This is a genomic window from Micromonospora sp. NPDC005254 (assembly GCF_042872525.1).
GTDB lineage: Bacteria > Actinomycetota > Actinomycetes > Mycobacteriales > Micromonosporaceae > Micromonospora.
Window position 1 is genome coordinate 123,315 of the sequence record NZ_JBIAKM010000011.1, and the last position, 15,576, is coordinate 138,890.

Sequence of the window (15,576 nt, forward strand, 5' to 3'; positions counted from 1 at the left end):
CCGCAGCCGCAGCGCCCCGACCTGGTTCTGCACCTGCTTGCGGGCGGCCCACGGCCCGGCATCGTCCCAGCACGCCTCGACCAGATGTGTGACGTCCATCACCGCCCGGGGGGCGGGAGCGCGAGGCGCTCCCGCCCCCCGGTTCGTTTCCGCAGGCCCTTTTCTTGATCCACTATTAGCTTTTGCTCTTACGGACAAAAGTTGCCACCGGAACGGTCGAAGCTCTGGACAGGCGGTGCGGAACGCTCCTACTGTGTCGGACACAACACCTCGGCGTTGCGTCGATGTGAACGAGTTCGATGAAGAGGTGAACTCCCCGGTGCGGACCGTCGAGCCCCTGCACGTCCGACTGTTGCGGTTGCTCCGCGACGAGGGAGCCGTGTCCCGCGCCGAGCTGGGCGACCGCCTCCAGATGCCCCGCCCGCGCCTGTTGGCCGAGCTGGACCGGCTGGTCGCCCTGGGTTACGTCGCCGAGGCCGGGCTCGCCGCCTCCCGGGGCGGGCGTCGCTCCACCCTGGTCGAGCTGAACCCGAAACTGCGCTTCGCGGCCGTCGACCTGGGCGCCAGCTCGATGGACGTCGAGGTGGTCAACGGTCGACTCGAACCGGTGGCCCACTACGCCGAGCCGGCCGACATCCGCAATGGACCGAAAGTGACCCTGCAACGGGTCAACGAGCTGCTGCACAAGGCCCGGGTCGACGGCGCGTACGAGCGGTTGGACGCGGTCGGCATCGGGGTGCCCGGCCCGGTCAGCTTCCGCGACGGTGTCCCGGTCTCGCCGCCGATCATGCCGGGCTGGGATCGGTTTCCGGTCCGCGAGCTGCTCAGCCGGGAGCACGGCTGCCCGGCGGTGGTCGACAACGACGTCAACATCATGGCGATCGGTGAGCGGCACGGCGGGGTCGCCCACTCGGTGGACGACTTCCTCTTCGTGAAGATCGGCACCGGTATCGGCTGCGGCATCTACCTGACCGGCGACGTCTACCGCGGCACCGACGGCTGCGCCGGGGACATCGGCCACATCCAGGTCGACTCGCACGGGCCGATGTGCTCGTGCGGGAACGTCGGATGTCTGGAGGCGCTGTTCAGTGGTGCCGCGCTGGCCAAGGAGGCGACCGCCGCCGCCCGCAGCGGGGCGTCGCCGGCACTGGCCGAGCGGCTGGGCCTGCGCGGCGTGGTGACCGCTCTGGACGTCGCCGAGGGCGCGGTCGAGGGCGACGTGACCTGTATCCAGCTGATCCGCGACGGCGGGCGACGGGTCGGCGGAGTCCTCGCCGGTCTGGTGAGCTTCACCAACCCGTCGATGATCGTGATCGGCGGTGGGCTGGCCCAACTCGGGCACATCCTGCTCGCCGAGATCCGCAGCGTGGTCTACCGCCGGTCGCTGCCGCTGGCCACCGGCAACCTGCCCGTCGTGCTGTCCGAGCTGGGTGGTCGGGCCGGCGTCGCCGGCGCGGCCGTGCTCGCCAGCGACGTCGCCTTCGGGGAAGCATCATGAGCGAGGAGGAGACCGTGGCCCTGTCCGACGAGACCGCCACCACCGGGTCGGCCGACGCCGACGCGCCGCTGGTCGAAGCTCCGCCCGACACCGTCGCGGGCGAGGTCGTCCTGCGCCTCACCGACGTGGTCAAGACCTTCCCCGGCGTACGCGCCCTTGACGGTGTGCAGCTCGAGGTACGCGCCGGAGAGGTGCACTGCCTGCTGGGGCAGAACGGCGCCGGCAAGTCCACCCTCATCAAGGTGCTGGCCGGAGTGCACCAACCGGATTCCGGGCTCGTCCAGTGGCGCGGCGAACCGGTCACCTTCGCCAACCCGCAGGCCGCCATGAAGGCCGGCATCGCCACCATCTACCAGGAACTCGACCTCGTCGAAGACCTCTCGGTCGCGGAGAACGCGTTCCTCGGGCACGAGTACCGCAGCCTCGGCTTCGTCCGGCGCGGCCGGATGGCCCGGCACACCCGGCAGATCCTCAGCCGGCTGGGTCACGGCGAGATCCCGCCCGGGCGGATGGTCCGCTCCCTGCCGGCGGCCGGCAAGCAGATCGTCAGCATGGCCCGGGCGCTGTCGCACGAGGCGCGACTGATCATCATGGACGAGCCGAGCGCGGTGCTGGCGCACGACGAGGTCGGCAACCTGTTCCGGATCATCCGCGAGCTGGCCGCGCAGGGCATCGCCGTCATCTACATCTCCCACCGTCTGGAGGAGATCCGCGAGATCGGCGACCGGGTCACCGTACTCAAGGACGGCCGGACCACGGCGGCGAACCTGCCGGCACGCGACACCCCGACCCGCGACCTGGTCAGCCGGATGACCGGCCGGACCATCGAGTACGTCTTCCCGGACCGGCCGGCCGACGACACCGCCGGCGCCGACCTGCTCCAGGTGGACGGGTTGACCCGCACCGGCGAGTTCGCCGACGTCTCGCTGAACGTGCGGGCCGGGGAGATCGTCGGCATCGCCGGCCTGGTCGGCTCCGGCCGGTCCGAGCTGCTGGAGACGATCTACGGCGCCCGGCTGGCGGAGGCTGGCACGGTGCGGATGGACGGCAAGGTGCTGCGCCCCGGCGTCGGTGCGGCGGTGCGGGCCGGCATGGGCATGGCCCCGGAGGAACGCAAGAGCCAGGCGCTGCTGCTCGGCGAGCCGATTTACCGCAACGTCACACTCGCCACCTTCGGCCGGTACGCGCGGCTCGGCTTCACCAACGCGGCGGCGGAACGCGCCGAGGCGGACCGGATCGCCGAGACCCTGGAACTGCGGCCCCGGGACGTCGACCGGCCGGTACGCACCCTGTCCGGCGGCAACCAGCAGAAGGTGGTGGTCGGCCGATGGTTGCTCGGCGGCACCAAGCTGCTGCTCCTCGACGAGCCCACCCGGGGCGTGGACGTGGGCGCCCGGGCCGAGCTGTACCAGGTCATCCGATCACTGGCCGCGCAGGGCGTCGGCGTGCTGCTGGTCTCCAGCGAGGTACCCGAGGTGCTGGGCCTCGCCGACCGGGTGCTGGTGATGCGGGAGGGCCGGGTCGTCCGCGAAGCCGCGGCCGGCGAACTCGACGAGAACACTGTGCTTGACCTCGTGATGGCGGGGTCCTTGATGGAAGGCGCACCGGCATGAGCGACGCGACTCCCACACCCACCGCGACACCGGAACGCCCACAGCTTCCGGCGCAGTCGCCGCCGGTGGACCCCGCGGAGACGGCGGTGACCAGCGACAAGGCCGCATCCACCGGCAAGCTCTCCTGGTGGCGGGGCGACGGCGGCGACGGCGCGAAGCGCAACCTCGGTCTGATCGGCGTGCTGGCCGCGCTCATCGTGGTCGGTGCGGTCACCAAGCCCGAGCTGTACGGCGACCCCACCTGGGTCTGGAACAACGTGCTGGCGATCCTCCAGCTCGCCTCGGTCGTCGGCGTGGTCACGGTCGGCATGACCTTCGTGATCATCGGCGGTGGCATCGACCTGTCGGTCGGAGCGATCGTCGCGCTGGCCGGGGTCTGGTGCACCACGGTGGCCACCCAGAGCTACGGCGCCGGCGGCATGATCTTCGCGGCCCTCGTGGTCGGTATCTGCGTCGGCCTGGTCAACGGCGTCCTCATCTCGTACGGCAGGTTGGTGCCCTTCATCGCGACCCTCGCGATGCTGGTGGCCGCGCGCGGCCTGGCGGCGTCGATCTCCAACAAGCAGACGCAGGTGTCGAGCAGCACGTTCATCAACGACATCGCGGCCCGCAAGGTGATCGGCATCCCGATCCTCGTCTACATCCTCGGCGCGGTGGTGGTGGCCGGGTGGGTCCTGCTCAACCGGACGACCTTCGGCCGGCGGACGGTCGCCGTGGGCGGTAACCCGGAGGCGGCCCGGCTGGCCGGCATCAACGTGCGCCGGCACACCATGCTGCTCTACGCGCTCTCCGGTCTGTGCTGCGGCATCGCCGCCATCATGCTCACCTCGCAGGCCACCTCGGCGCAGGCGGCGATGGCCAACCTGTACGAGCTGGACGCGATCGCCGCGGCGATCATCGGCGGGACGCTGCTGAGCGGGGGGCGCGGCACGATCGTCGGCTCGCTGCTGGGCGTCATCATCTTCGCCACGATCACGAACCTCTTCGCCATCAACGGCCTCTCCATCGAGGCGCAGAACATGGTCAAGGGCGGCATCATCGTCGCCGCCGTCTTGATCCAGCAGTTCCAGTTCAAGTCCGTCACTCGGCTCCTCGCGCGGAACAGGGTCACCACCGCAACCTGACGCACCGCACCGTTGTCCAGGCGACGTCGAGATCTTCGACAGTGGCCGGGCCTCGCACACCCTCATCCCTAAAAAACGCTCCCAGGAGGTCGTTCATGACCCAGCACAGTCGCGACCTGTCGCGCCGCCGGTTGCTCTTCGGTGGAGCCGCGGTCGGCGCCGCCACCCTCTTGACCGCCTGCACCAGCAACGAGACACCGGCCGCCAGCACCCAGACCAAGGCCGCCGGCAACGCCGAGGGCAACAACGCCCCGGGCAAGAAGGTCGTCATCGGCTTCTCCGCCCCGGCGGCCGACCACGGCTGGATGGGCGCCATCCACGCCAACGCCAAGGCCCAGGCCGCGGCGTACTCGGACGTGGAGTTCAAGGAGGTCGACGGCGGGTCGAACTCGGAGGCCCAGCGCTCCACGCTCGGCACCCTGATCGCCCAGAAGCCGGACATCATCGTCGTGCTGCCGCACGACGGCAAGGAGGTCAACGCCGTTGCCCTCCAGGCCATGCAGGCCGGCATCCCGATCGTCAACCTCGACCGGGCGTTCCCCGACGCGCTGGCCTCCCGGCTGGTGATCAAGGGTGACAACTACGGCATGGGCGTCTCGGCCGGGCACTTCATCGGCAAGCAGCTCAAGGACAAGGGCGTCACCAACCCGGTCATCGGTGAGATCGCCGGTCTGGAGATCCCGCTGACCGTCGAGCGCAGCGAGGGCTTCAAGGCGGCCCTGGCGACGTACGGGTTCAAGGTCACCAACCGTCGTTCGGCCGAGTTCACCCCGGACAGCGGCCAGCGCGAGGCGGCCCAGCTCCTCCAGGCGTTGCCGAAGATCGACGCGATCTGGAACCACGACGACGACCAGGGCATCGGTGTGCTCGCGGCCATCAAGCAGGCCAACCGGTCGGAGTTCTTCATGGTTGGCGGTGCCGGCTCCAAGCTCGCGATCGACGCGATCAAGGCCGATAACTCGGTGCTGAAGGCGACGGTGACCTACAACCCGTCGATGGCGTCCTCGGCGATCTCGCTGGCGCGGCTCATCGCGCAGGGTCGGGGCCTGGGCGACCTGACGGAGCTGCAGGTGCCCAAGGAAATGACCCTCGCCTCCGAGACGATCACCAAGGAGAACGCGAGCAGCTACGACAAGCTCGGGTTCTGACATACCGGGGGGAGACCCACCTTGTCCACGACAGACAGAGAACTGCGGATCGGCATGGTCGGTTACGCGTTCATGGGCGCCGCGCACTCGCAGGCGTGGCGCACCGTGAACCGCGTGTACGACCTGCCGGCACGGGCCAGAATGGCGCTGATCTGCGGCCGCGACACACCGAAGGTGGCCGAGGCCGCCGACCGGCTCGGCTGGGACGCGTACACGACGGACTGGCGTGACGTGATCAACTCCGCCGACATCGACGTGGTTGATATCTGCACACCCGGCGACAGTCACGCCGAGATCGCCCTCGCCGCACTGGCCGCCGGCAAGCACGTCCTGTGCGAGAAGCCACTGGCCAACACAGTGGCGGAGGCACGGGCGATGACCGCCGCGGCGGACACCGCCCGCGCCGCCGGGGTGCGGTCGATGTGCGGGTTCAACTACCGCCGGGTCCCCGCGGTCACGATGATGCGCCAGATGGTCGCCGACGGACGACTCGGGGTGATCCGGCACGTCCGAGCGACGTACCTGCAGGACTGGATCGTGGACCCGCAGTTCCCGCTGGTCTGGCGGTTGCAGAAGGACAGGGCGGGCTCCGGCGCGCTCGGTGACATCGGTGCGCACATCATCGACCTGACGCAGTTCGTCGTCGGTCAGCGGATCACCGGCGTCAGCGCGATCACCGAGACGTTCGTGAAGGAGCGGCCGTTGCCGGCCGGGTCGAGCGGGTTGGCGGCCACGGTGGACGGCAGCGGATCGGTGGACGGCAACGGCTCGGCCACCGGGCCGGTCACCGTCGACGACGCCGCGATCTTCGTGGCCCGGCTCGACGGCGGCGCCCTGGCGACGTACGAGGCGAGCCGTTTCGCCACGGGCCGCAAGAACGCCCTCCGAGTCGAGATCAACGGCTCGCTGGGCAGCGTGGTCTTCGACCTGGAGCGCCTCAACGAGTTGGAGTTCTACGACGCCACCCGGCCTACCCTGGAACAGGGCTTCAGCCGGATCCTGGTGACCGAGAGCGACCACCCGTACATGTCGGCGTGGTGGCCGCCCGGCCACATCATCGGCTACGAGCACTCCTTCACCCACCAGATGCGCGATCTCATCGAGGCGATCGCCACCGGCACCGACCCGGCGCCCTCCTTCGCCGACGCGTTGCAGGTCCAGCTCGTGCTGGACGCGGTGACCCGTTCGGCGGACGTCGGTTCCTCCTGGACCGACGTGGAACCGGCGCTGACCGCGGTGGCCGTCTGACCCCCTGACCATCCGCGACGGCGGTGTTCGCGCCGCCGTCGCCCGACCGGCTTTCCGGAGCCGACCGGCGAGGGACCGACCGCGGTTTGCGCCCCGCGGTCGGGACGAGGTCGGCTCCGGAGAGTGTGCAGCCGGGCCGCGTGGCCCGGTGGCGCACGAGCAGGACGGTCGTCCGGTGCGACCGGACCGGGATTCCCCGGCCGCACCGGAGGACCGCCACCACCTGAGACGTCCGGTCGGGGCACGCCAACGCCCCGGCCGGCCGGATGCGGGGGAGGCAGGGTCGAGACGCCGACCGACCCTGCCTGCCAGCCCCGTCTGCCCGCACCCGTACCGGAAACCGGTCCGTCGTCGTCGCCGCCGACGCCGACGCCGGATCCGGTGTCGTTCCGGTACGGGTCGGGCGGGCGGGGCCCATCCGCCAAGGCCGTAGCTTTTCGGAAAATATTCTGATATTCCTATATTTAAGTACACCGACGGTTCCTCCTGGACGGGAAGGAGCACCATGCGAACGGGTGTCTGGCTGGTAGGAGCACGCGGTTCGGTCGCGACCACCAGCATCGTCGGAGGGCTCGCGCTGCGGGCCGGCCTGGCCGGGCCGACCGGCTGCGTCACCGAGTTGCCGGATCTGCGCGGTCCCGCCCTCCCGTCCTTCGCGGACCTGGTCTTCGGTGGGCACGATGTGGCCACCACCCCGTTGAGCAAGCGCGCGGAGGCCCTCGCCGACACCGGCGTGATACCCGGTCGGCTGGTCGCCGCGCTCCCCGACGAGCTGGCCGCCGTCGAGCAGGAACTGCGTCCGGCCCCGCTCGGCGCCACCCAGGCCGACCGGGTCGCGACCGTCGTGGGTGACCTCACCTCCTTCCGTGCGCGCAACCGGCTGGACCGCGTGGTCGTGGTCAACGTCTCCGCCACCGAACCCGCACCTCGACCGCACCCCGGGCACGCCGACCCGGCCGCGCTGCGTGCCGCGCTCGCCGGCCCGGACGAGGTGCTGCCGCCCAGCTCCCTGTACGCGTACGCGGCGCTGCTGGCCGACTGCCCGTACGTCGACTTCACCCCGTCCACCGGGCTGCGGCTGCCGGCGCTGGCCGCGCTGGCCGAAGAGCGGCGCCTGCCGTACGCCGGGCACGACGGCAAGACCGGAGAGACCCTGGTCAAGTCGGTGCTCGCGCCGATGTTCGCGATGCGCAACCTCGCCGTGCGCTCCTGGTCCGGGATGAACCTGCTCGGCGGCGGCGACGGCGCCACCCTCGCCGACCCGGCCGCCAACGCGGCCAAGGTGCAGAGCAAGCAGCGTGTGCTCGGCGAGACGCTGGGCTACGTCCCGCAGGGCAACACCCGCATCGAGTACGTCGAGGAGTTGGGCGACTTCAAGACCGCCTGGGATCTGATCACGTTCGCCGGCTTCCTCGGCACCGGGATGCGGATGGAGTTCACCTGGCACGGCTGCGACTCCGCGCTGGCCGCGCCGCTGGTGCTCGACCTGGCCCGGCTCACCGCCGCCGCGCACGCCGCCGGGCACGTGGGGCCGTTGGCCGACCTGGGCTTCTTCTTCAAGGACCCGCTCGGCTCGCCCACCCACTCGCTGGCCGAGCAGTGGGCCCGGCTGACCGACTTCACCCAGCGGTTGCACGCCGGTCTGGACGGTGGCCATGACCACGCTGGCTGATGTGGCCGAGCTGGTCCGGGCACCGGCCGCGCTCTCGGTCCCCGGTGACGTGGTCGCCGGCGCGGCGGCCGCCGGCGCGTTGAGCCCGCGTACCCCCGCCCTCGCCGGCGCGTCGGTGCTGCTCTACTGGGCCGGCATGGCCGCCAACGACTGGGCCGACCGGGAGTTGGACGCCGTCGAACGCCCCGAGCGGCCGATCCCCAGCGGCCGGGTCACCCCGGCCGCCGCGCTGGGCCTCGCGGCCGGCCTCACCGCCGCCGGCGTGGGCCTGGCCGCCGCCGTGGGCGGTCGCCGCGCGGCCGCGCTCGCGGTGCCGCTGGCCGCCAGCATCTGGGGGTACGACCTGCTGGCCAAGAACACCGCCGCCGGCCCCGCCGTGATGGCCGCCTGCCGAGGGCTGGACGTGCTGCTGGGCGCATCCGGCGGCCACCTGTGGCGGGCGCTCCCCTCGGCGGCGACCGTGGCGGCCCACACCTGGACGGTCACCACCCTGTCCCGGCGTGAGGTCACCGGCACGGACGCGGCCCTGCCGATGCGGACCCTGGCCGGCACCGCCCTGGTCGCCGCCAGTGCCGCCATCGCCGTCCCCGGCGCCCGTCGCGCTGCCGTGCCCGCCGCTCGTGGCGCTGCCGTCCCTGGCACCCATGGCGCTGCCGTCCCCGGCGCCGGGGCTGCCGAAGCTGCCGGGGCCGACGGGCGGGCCGACGTGGGCGGGGGCCGGGCCCGGTCGGCCGGGTTCGCCGTCGCGCTGCCCGCGCTGCCCGCGCTGCTGGCCGGGTGGTACGCCGCCCGTTACGGCGCGGCCCAGGCCCAGGTCGTCCGGGATCCCTCGGCCGGGAAGGTCCGCGCGGCGGTCGGCGCGGGGATCACCGGCCTGCCCGCCCTGCAGGGAGCGCTCACCGCACGCGGCGGCGCCGGCCTGCTCGGGCTGGCCGTCGCGGCGGCGGCGCCGCTGGGCCGTCGGCTGGCCCGGAAGGTCTCCCCGACATGACCGTGCCCCGGCCCCGACCCGCGCAGTCCGGAACCGCTCGGCCCGAAAGCGCTCGGCCCGGAACCGCTCGGCCTCGACCCGCGCAGTCCGGCAACGGGACGGTCGTGCCGCCGAGCGGCGACGCGACGACGCTGCGCCTCGGGTACGGCACCAACGGCTTCGCCAACCACCGGCTCGACGACGCGCTCGCCGTCCTCGCCGACCTCGGCTACGACGGCGTGGCGCTCACCCTGGACCACGACCACCTGGACCCGTTCGCACCCGGGCTCACCCGCCGGATCGCCGCGGTCGCCCGGCGGCTGGACGCGCTCGGTCTGGGGGTGATGATCGAGACCGGGGCCCGCTACCTGCTCGACCCGTGGCACAAGCACGCACCGACGCTGCTGCACGACGACCCCACCCGGCGGATCGAGTTCCTTCGCCGGGCGGTGCGGATCGGCGCTGACCTGGGGGCGGAGGCGGTCTCGTTCTGGGCCGGCGTGCGGCCCGAGACGGTGTCACCGCAGTGCGCCTGGGACCGGCTCGTCGCCGGCTGCGCCAGCGTGATCGACGCCGCCGACAGCGCGGGCGTCACCCTCGGCTTCGAGCCGGAGCCGGGCATGCTTGTCGAGAGCATCACCGACTGGCGTCGACTGCACGCGGCGCTCGACGCGCCGGCCCGCTTCGGCATCACCCTCGACATCGGCCACTGCCGGTGCCTGGAGCCGTGGCCGGTGCCGCAGTGTGTCGCCGAGGTGGCCGACCACCTGGTCAACGTGCAGATCGACGACATGCGCCGGGGCGTGCACGAGCACCTGGAGTTCGGCACCGGTGAGATCGACTTCCCGCCGGTGCTGGCGGCCCTGGCCGAGGCCGGCTACCGCGGGCTGGTCGCCGTCGAGTTGCCCCGCGACTCGCACGCCGCACCGGACGTGGCCGCCCGGTCCATTGATTTCCTGCGCGCCGCGGCGGCCACCTCAACAATCGGTGACCGCCGGCGACAGAAGGTACCCGCCGACGCCCTTTGCTCTGCTTCAACGGACGCAACAGATCGGGACACCAACCGTCGCGTGGAGTGAAGCAGAGCAAAGGACGCGCTCGGGCACCCGCGGAGCGGCGCAGCAGCACAAGGGGAGGAGACGGGATGACACCGGATTCACTACGGGCCGCGCTGCGGGGCGTACCCGATCCCGATTGGCTGGACGAGGCGCTGCGCCAGGTCGCGGCCGAGCCCACCGCGATCGCCCGGCTCTTTCCCGCCGTCGGCCGGCGTTGCGGTCGGGCCGCGTTGCCCGACGCCCCCGGCTGGACCGCCGACGACGCGGCCCGGGTGCTGCTGCTCACCGCCCTGCCGGGCGAGCACGCCTCGTACGCCGAGAGCCTCTACCAGCACGGTGACGCGGCCGAGCGGCGGGCCGTGCTGCGGGCCCTGCCGCTGCTGCCGATCGGCGCCGCCGGGGTGCCGCTGCTGCATGACGCGATCCGGACCAACGACACCCGGCTGATCGCCGCCGCCCTCGGCCCGTACGCCCGGCACCTCGACCCGGCCGCCTGGCGGCAGGCGGTGCTCAAGTGCGTGTTCAGCGGCGTGCCGTTGGCCGTGGTCGCCGACCTGGAGACCCGCGCCGACGGGGAGCTGGCCGGGATGCTGGCCGCGCTCACCGCCGAGCGGCACGCCGCCGGCCGGGAGATGCCCGCCGACGCCACCGACCTGCTCGACCGGCTCACCGCCGCACTGCCCCGGGAGGCGTGAATGCGCATCTTCGACCCCCACATCCACATGACCTCACGCACCACCGACGACTACGAACGGATGGCCGCCGCCGGGGTGCGCGCGGTGGTGGAGCCGGCGTTCTGGCTGGGCCAGCCGCGTACCAGCGCCGCCTCGTTCATCGACTACTTCGACTCGCTCATCGGCTGGGAGCCCTTCCGGGCCGGGCAGTTCGGGGTGCGGCACCACGCCACGATCGCGCTCAACCCCAAGGAGGCCAACGACCCGCGCTGCCGCCCGGTGCTCGACCTGCTGCCCCGCTACCTGGACAAGGACGCGGTCGTGGCGGTCGGCGAGATCGGGTACGACTCGATGACGCCGGAGGAGGACGAGGCCTTCGCGGCGCAGCTCGCCCTCGCCGTGGCGTACGACCTGCCGGCGCTGGTGCACACCCCGCACCGGGACAAGGCGCGCGGCTGCGAGCGCACCCTCGCCGTGGTCGCCGAATCCGGCATCGACGCGGGTCGCGTGGTCGTCGACCACCTCAACGAGGTGACCGTCAAGCTCGTCCGGGACAGCGGCTGCTGGCTGGGTTTCTCCATCTACCCGGACACGAAGATGACGCCGCAGCGGATGGTCGATCTGCTGCGCGAGTACGGCACGGAGCGGATGCTGGTCAACTCGGCCGCCGACTGGGGTCGCTCCGATCCGCTGCTGACCCGGGCCACCGCGGAGGCGATGCTGCTCGCCGGGTTCAGCGACGACGACGTCGACCGGGTGCTGTGGCGCAACCCGGTGGAGTTCTACGGCCAGTCCGGTCGGCTCGACCTGAGCGACCTCGACGTCACCGCCGTGGACCCGCAGACCGGCAACTCGATCCTGCGCGGCGGCAGCTGATGCGGCTGCGACATGCCGGCGGCGACACCGTCCATCTCGGTTACTGCACCAACGTGCACCCCGCCGAGGACCTCGCCGGCATCCTCGGTCAACTGGACACCTACGCCGTGCCGGTGCGGGAAGCGCTCGGCAGCGACCTGCTCGGCCTCGGCCTGTGGCTGGCCGCCCCGGTCGCCGCCGAGCTGGCCGCCGACCCGGCGCTGCGTCTGCGGCTGCGCGCCGAGCTGGACGCGCGCGGGCTGGAGGTGGTCACCCTCAACGGCTTCCCGTACGCGGCCTTCCAGGCGCCGGTGGTCAAGCAGGACGTGTACCACCCGGACTGGACCACCGAGCAGCGGCTGACGTACACAGTGGATCTGGCCCGGGTGCTCGCCGACCTGCTGCCCGACGACGCCGCCCGGGGCTCGATCTCCACCCTGCCGCTGGCCTGGCGGCGGCCCTGGGACACCGAGCGGGCCGACGCCGCCCGACGCCGGCTGGACCAGCTCGCAGCCGGCCTCGCCGCGGTGCAGCGCGACACCGGCCGCGAGGTGCGGGTCGCCTTCGAGCCGGAGCCCGGCTGTGTGGTGGAGAGCACCGGGCAGGCAGCCACGCTGTTGGACGGCATCGACACCGACCGGTTGGGCGTCTGCCTCGACCTGGCCCACCTGGCGTGCGCCTGGGAGGAGCCGGCCGAGGCGTTGGAACGACTGCGGGCGGCCGGACTGCCCGTGGTGAAGGTGCAGGTCTCCGCCGCCGTCGAGGCAGCCGACCCGGCCGGCGGCGCGGACGCGCTGCGCCGCTGGGTGGAGCCGCGCTTCCTGCACCAGACCCGGAGCGCCGGCTGCGCCGGTCTGGCCGACCCGGCCGATGCGGCGTACGCGGCCGACGACCTGGACGAGGCGTTGGACCGGGAGCTGCCCGGCCCGTGGCGGGTGCACTACCACGTGCCGCTGCACGCCCCACCGGAGGAACCGCTCGGCTCGACCCTGCCCGTCCTGCGCGCCGCCCTGAGAGCGCTCTACAGCGGGCCGACCGCCGGGTGCGACCACCTCGACGTCGAGACGTACACCTGGGGGGTTCTACCGGCCGCGCGGCGGCCGGGCACCGACGCGGAGCTGGCCGCCGGCATCGCTGCCGAGCTGGCCTTCGCCCGAGACGAACTGGTCGGCCTCGGGCTGACCCCGGAACACACCGTGACCGCGGGAGTGACGCGATGAGCCGACGACTGGTGGTACTCGACGTGGTGGGGCTGACCCCCCGCCTGCTGGCGCACATGCCTCGGCTGCGCGGCGTCGCCGACGGCGGCTTCCGGGCCGAGCTGGGCACCGTGCTGCCCGCGGTGACCTGCTCGGTGCAGTCCACCTTCCTCACCGGCGAGCAGCCCAGCGGGCACGGGATCGTCGGCAACGGGTGGTACTTCCGGGAGCTGGGCGAGGTGTTGCTGTGGCGGCAGCACAACGCGCTGGTCGGCGGGGACAAGCTCTGGCAGGCGGCCCGTCGGGCCGAACCGGGCTACACCGTGGCCAACGTCTGCTGGTGGTACGCCATGGGCGCGGACGTCAACTGGACCGTCACGCCGCGACCGGTGTACTACGCCGACGGCCGCAAGGAGCCGGACTGCTACACCGACCCGCCGGAGCTGCACGACGCGCTCACCGGGCGGCTGGGCACCTTCCCGCTGTTCACCTACTGGGGGCCGACCGCCGGGCTGCCGTCGTCGCGGTGGATCTGCCAGGCCGCCGAGCAGATCCTGGCCGACGTGTCACCCGACCTGACCCTGGTCTACGTCCCCCACCTGGACTACGACCTGCAACGCTTCGGCCCCTCGTCGGCCCAGGCCGCCGCCGCGGCGGCCGAGCTGGACGCGGTGCTCGGCCCGCTGCTGGACGCCGCACGGGCCCGCGACGCGACAGTGGTGGTGCTCTCCGAGTACGGCATCACCGACGTGTCCCGGCCGGTGGACGTCAACCGGCTGCTGCGTGCCGAGGGGCTGCTGCGGGTGCACACCCAGGCCGGCATGGAGTACCTCGACCCGTGGACGTCGAAAGCGTTCGCGGTCGCCGACCACCAGGTCGCGCACGTCTACGTCAAGGACCCGGCCGACGTGCCGGCGGTGGCGAAGCTCTGCGCCGGGCTACCCGGGGTGGCCGAGGTGCTCGACGCCGAGGGCAAGGCCGCGCACGGGCTGGACCACCCGCGCGCCGGCGAGCTGGTGCTGGTGGCCGAGCCGGACTCCTGGTTCACCTACTACTACTGGCTCGACGACGCCCGCGCGCCGGACTTCGCCCGGCTGGTCGAGATCCACCGCAAGCCGGGGTACGACCCCGCCGAGCTGTTCTTCGACCCGGCCAACCCCGGTGCCGCGAAGGCGCGCGCAGGCGTGGCGCTGGCCCGCAAGAAGCTCGGCATGCGCTACCTGATGAGCGCCGTCGGCCTGGACGCCGGCGCCCAGGCGGTACGCGGCTCACACGGGCGGCTGCCCAGCGACCCGGCGGACGCCCCGGTGCTGCTCTGCTCCGACCCGTCCGCTGCCCGGGACCGGGTCGCGGCCACCGAGGTGAAGGCGCTGCTGCTGGAGTTGGCCGGGTTGGCCAACGGCGACGGTGGCCGGACCGGGGTGGGATCGTGACGTCCACCGTCGCCCCGACGGACGCGAGCAGGCTGCGGGAGCGCTTCGACGCGGAGTTGGCCGCCTTCCTCGACCGGCAGGGCCCGGACTGGCCCGACGGAGCGCCGCGCGGGGTGTTCACCGCGCTGCAACGGTTCGTGCTGGCCGGCGGAAAGCGGCTGCGTCCGCTGTTCTGCTACTGGGGCTGGCGGGCTGCCGGGGCTGCCGACGGCCGCCCGATCGTGGTGGCCGCGGCGGCGCTGGAGCTGTTCCACGCTTTTGCGCTGATCCACGACGACATCCTGGACGGCAGCGACCGCCGCCGGGGCGAACCGTCGGTGCACCGCCTCTTCGCCGACCTGCACGCCCGCTCGTCGTGGCGCGGCGACCCCGAGGCGTACGGGCGCAACACCGCCCTGCTCTGCGGGGACCTCTGCGCCGCCTGGTCGGATCAGATGTTCCACGAGTGCGGGCTGGACACCGAGCAGGTGCACCGGGGCTACGCCGTGTTCGCGCTGATGCGTACCGAGGTGATCGCGGGGGAGTACCTCGACCTGGTCTCCGGGGTGGGTGACGGCTCGGTGGCCAGCGCGCTCACCGTGATACGGATGAAGGCTGCCCGGTACACGGTCACCCGACCGTTGCAGATCGGCGCGGCGCTGGCCGGGGCGGGGCCGGAGCTGATCGCGGCTCTCGGCGAGTTCGGTGATCCGTTGGGTGACGCGTTCCAGCTCCGCGACGACGTGTTGGGCGTCTTCGGTGATCCGGCGGTCACCGGCAAGTCGATCCTGGACGACCTGCGCGAGGGCAAGCCCACGGTGATGATGGCGCTGGCCCGCAGCGCCGCCGACCGGTCGCAGACCCTGCGGCTGCGTGAGCTGTTCGGCAACCCGAAGTTGGACGCGGACGGCGCGGTCGAGCTGCGCGAGATCATCGAGGCCACCGGCGCGCGGGACCGGATCGAACAGATGATCAGGATCCGCAAGGAAGCGGCGACGGGAGCGCTGGCGGCGATCCCGCTCCCGGATTCGGTACGGGCGGCGTTGGTGGGGTTGGCCAGTCAGGTGACCGGTCGACAGTCGTGACGTGTCGGGGGGGGGGGGGG

Annotated in this window: 13 protein-coding genes; all 13 read left to right on the top strand. The window is 72.5% G+C overall.

The features are described 5' to 3' along the window. Window positions 1–319 precede the first annotated feature (319 nt). On the top strand, window positions 320–1,498 hold the full coding sequence (locus ACFYPR_RS28955; RefSeq protein ID WP_354854610.1) for an ROK family protein: 1,179 nt from the start codon (window positions 320–322) through the stop codon (window positions 1,496–1,498). Then, window positions 1,495–3,111: a sugar ABC transporter ATP-binding protein gene (locus tag ACFYPR_RS28960; protein ID WP_354854608.1), complete on the top strand. Its 1,617-nt coding sequence runs from the start codon at window positions 1,495–1,497 to the stop codon at window positions 3,109–3,111. The genes ACFYPR_RS28955 and ACFYPR_RS28960 overlap by 4 nt, the downstream gene beginning before the upstream one ends. Next, the gene (locus ACFYPR_RS28965) at window positions 3,108–4,235 is read left to right on the top strand and encodes an ABC transporter permease (protein WP_354854606.1); all 1,128 of its coding nucleotides are present in this window, start codon (window positions 3,108–3,110) and stop codon (window positions 4,233–4,235) included. Before ACFYPR_RS28960 ends, ACFYPR_RS28965 begins: the two co-directional genes overlap by 4 nt. A 95-nt stretch (window positions 4,236–4,330) precedes the next feature. Continuing rightward, window positions 4,331–5,383 carry a substrate-binding domain-containing protein gene (locus ACFYPR_RS28970; protein WP_354854604.1) on the top strand — a complete coding sequence of 351 codons (1,053 nt, stop codon included), beginning with the start codon at window positions 4,331–4,333 and terminating at the stop codon, window positions 5,381–5,383. A 54-nt stretch (window positions 5,384–5,437) separates the two neighbouring features. Beyond that, a complete protein-coding gene (locus ACFYPR_RS28975) occupies window positions 5,438–6,631 on the top strand; it encodes a Gfo/Idh/MocA family protein (protein ID WP_387180570.1) in 1,194 nt (397 codons plus the stop codon). A 505-nt stretch (window positions 6,632–7,136) separates the two neighbouring features. Further along, entirely contained in the window at window positions 7,137–8,303 is a 1,167-nt protein-coding gene (locus tag ACFYPR_RS28980) for an inositol-3-phosphate synthase (protein ID WP_387263548.1), read from the top strand. Beyond that, a complete protein-coding gene (locus ACFYPR_RS28985; RefSeq protein ID WP_387263550.1) occupies window positions 8,287–9,294 on the top strand; it encodes an SCO3242 family prenyltransferase in 1,008 nt (335 codons plus the stop codon). The genes ACFYPR_RS28980 and ACFYPR_RS28985 overlap by 17 nt, the downstream gene beginning before the upstream one ends. Before the next feature lie 104 nt (window positions 9,295–9,398). Next, window positions 9,399–10,352, top strand: a complete 954-nt coding sequence (locus tag ACFYPR_RS28990) for a sugar phosphate isomerase/epimerase family protein (RefSeq protein ID WP_387263551.1) — start codon at window positions 9,399–9,401, stop codon at window positions 10,350–10,352. Between the two features lie 65 nt (window positions 10,353–10,417). Then, window positions 10,418–11,026, top strand: a complete 609-nt coding sequence (locus ACFYPR_RS28995) for an EboA domain-containing protein (RefSeq protein ID WP_355135266.1) — start codon at window positions 10,418–10,420, stop codon at window positions 11,024–11,026. After that, window positions 11,027–11,881 (top strand): TatD family hydrolase, encoded by an 855-nt coding sequence (locus tag ACFYPR_RS29000; protein ID WP_355064081.1) that lies wholly within the window; start codon window positions 11,027–11,029, stop codon window positions 11,879–11,881. Then, entirely contained in the window at window positions 11,881–13,080 is a 1,200-nt protein-coding gene (eboE, locus tag ACFYPR_RS29005) for a metabolite traffic protein EboE (protein ID WP_354854592.1), read from the top strand. The genes ACFYPR_RS29000 and eboE overlap by 1 nt, the downstream gene beginning before the upstream one ends. Beyond that, on the top strand, window positions 13,077–14,492 hold the full coding sequence (locus ACFYPR_RS29010; protein WP_354854590.1) for a nucleotide pyrophosphatase/phosphodiesterase family protein: 1,416 nt from the start codon (window positions 13,077–13,079) through the stop codon (window positions 14,490–14,492). Before eboE ends, ACFYPR_RS29010 begins: the two co-directional genes overlap by 4 nt. Then, on the top strand, window positions 14,489–15,556 hold the full coding sequence (locus tag ACFYPR_RS29015; RefSeq protein ID WP_354854588.1) for a polyprenyl synthetase family protein: 1,068 nt from the start codon (window positions 14,489–14,491) through the stop codon (window positions 15,554–15,556). The genes ACFYPR_RS29010 and ACFYPR_RS29015 overlap by 4 nt, the downstream gene beginning before the upstream one ends. Window positions 15,557–15,576 lie beyond the last annotated feature (20 nt).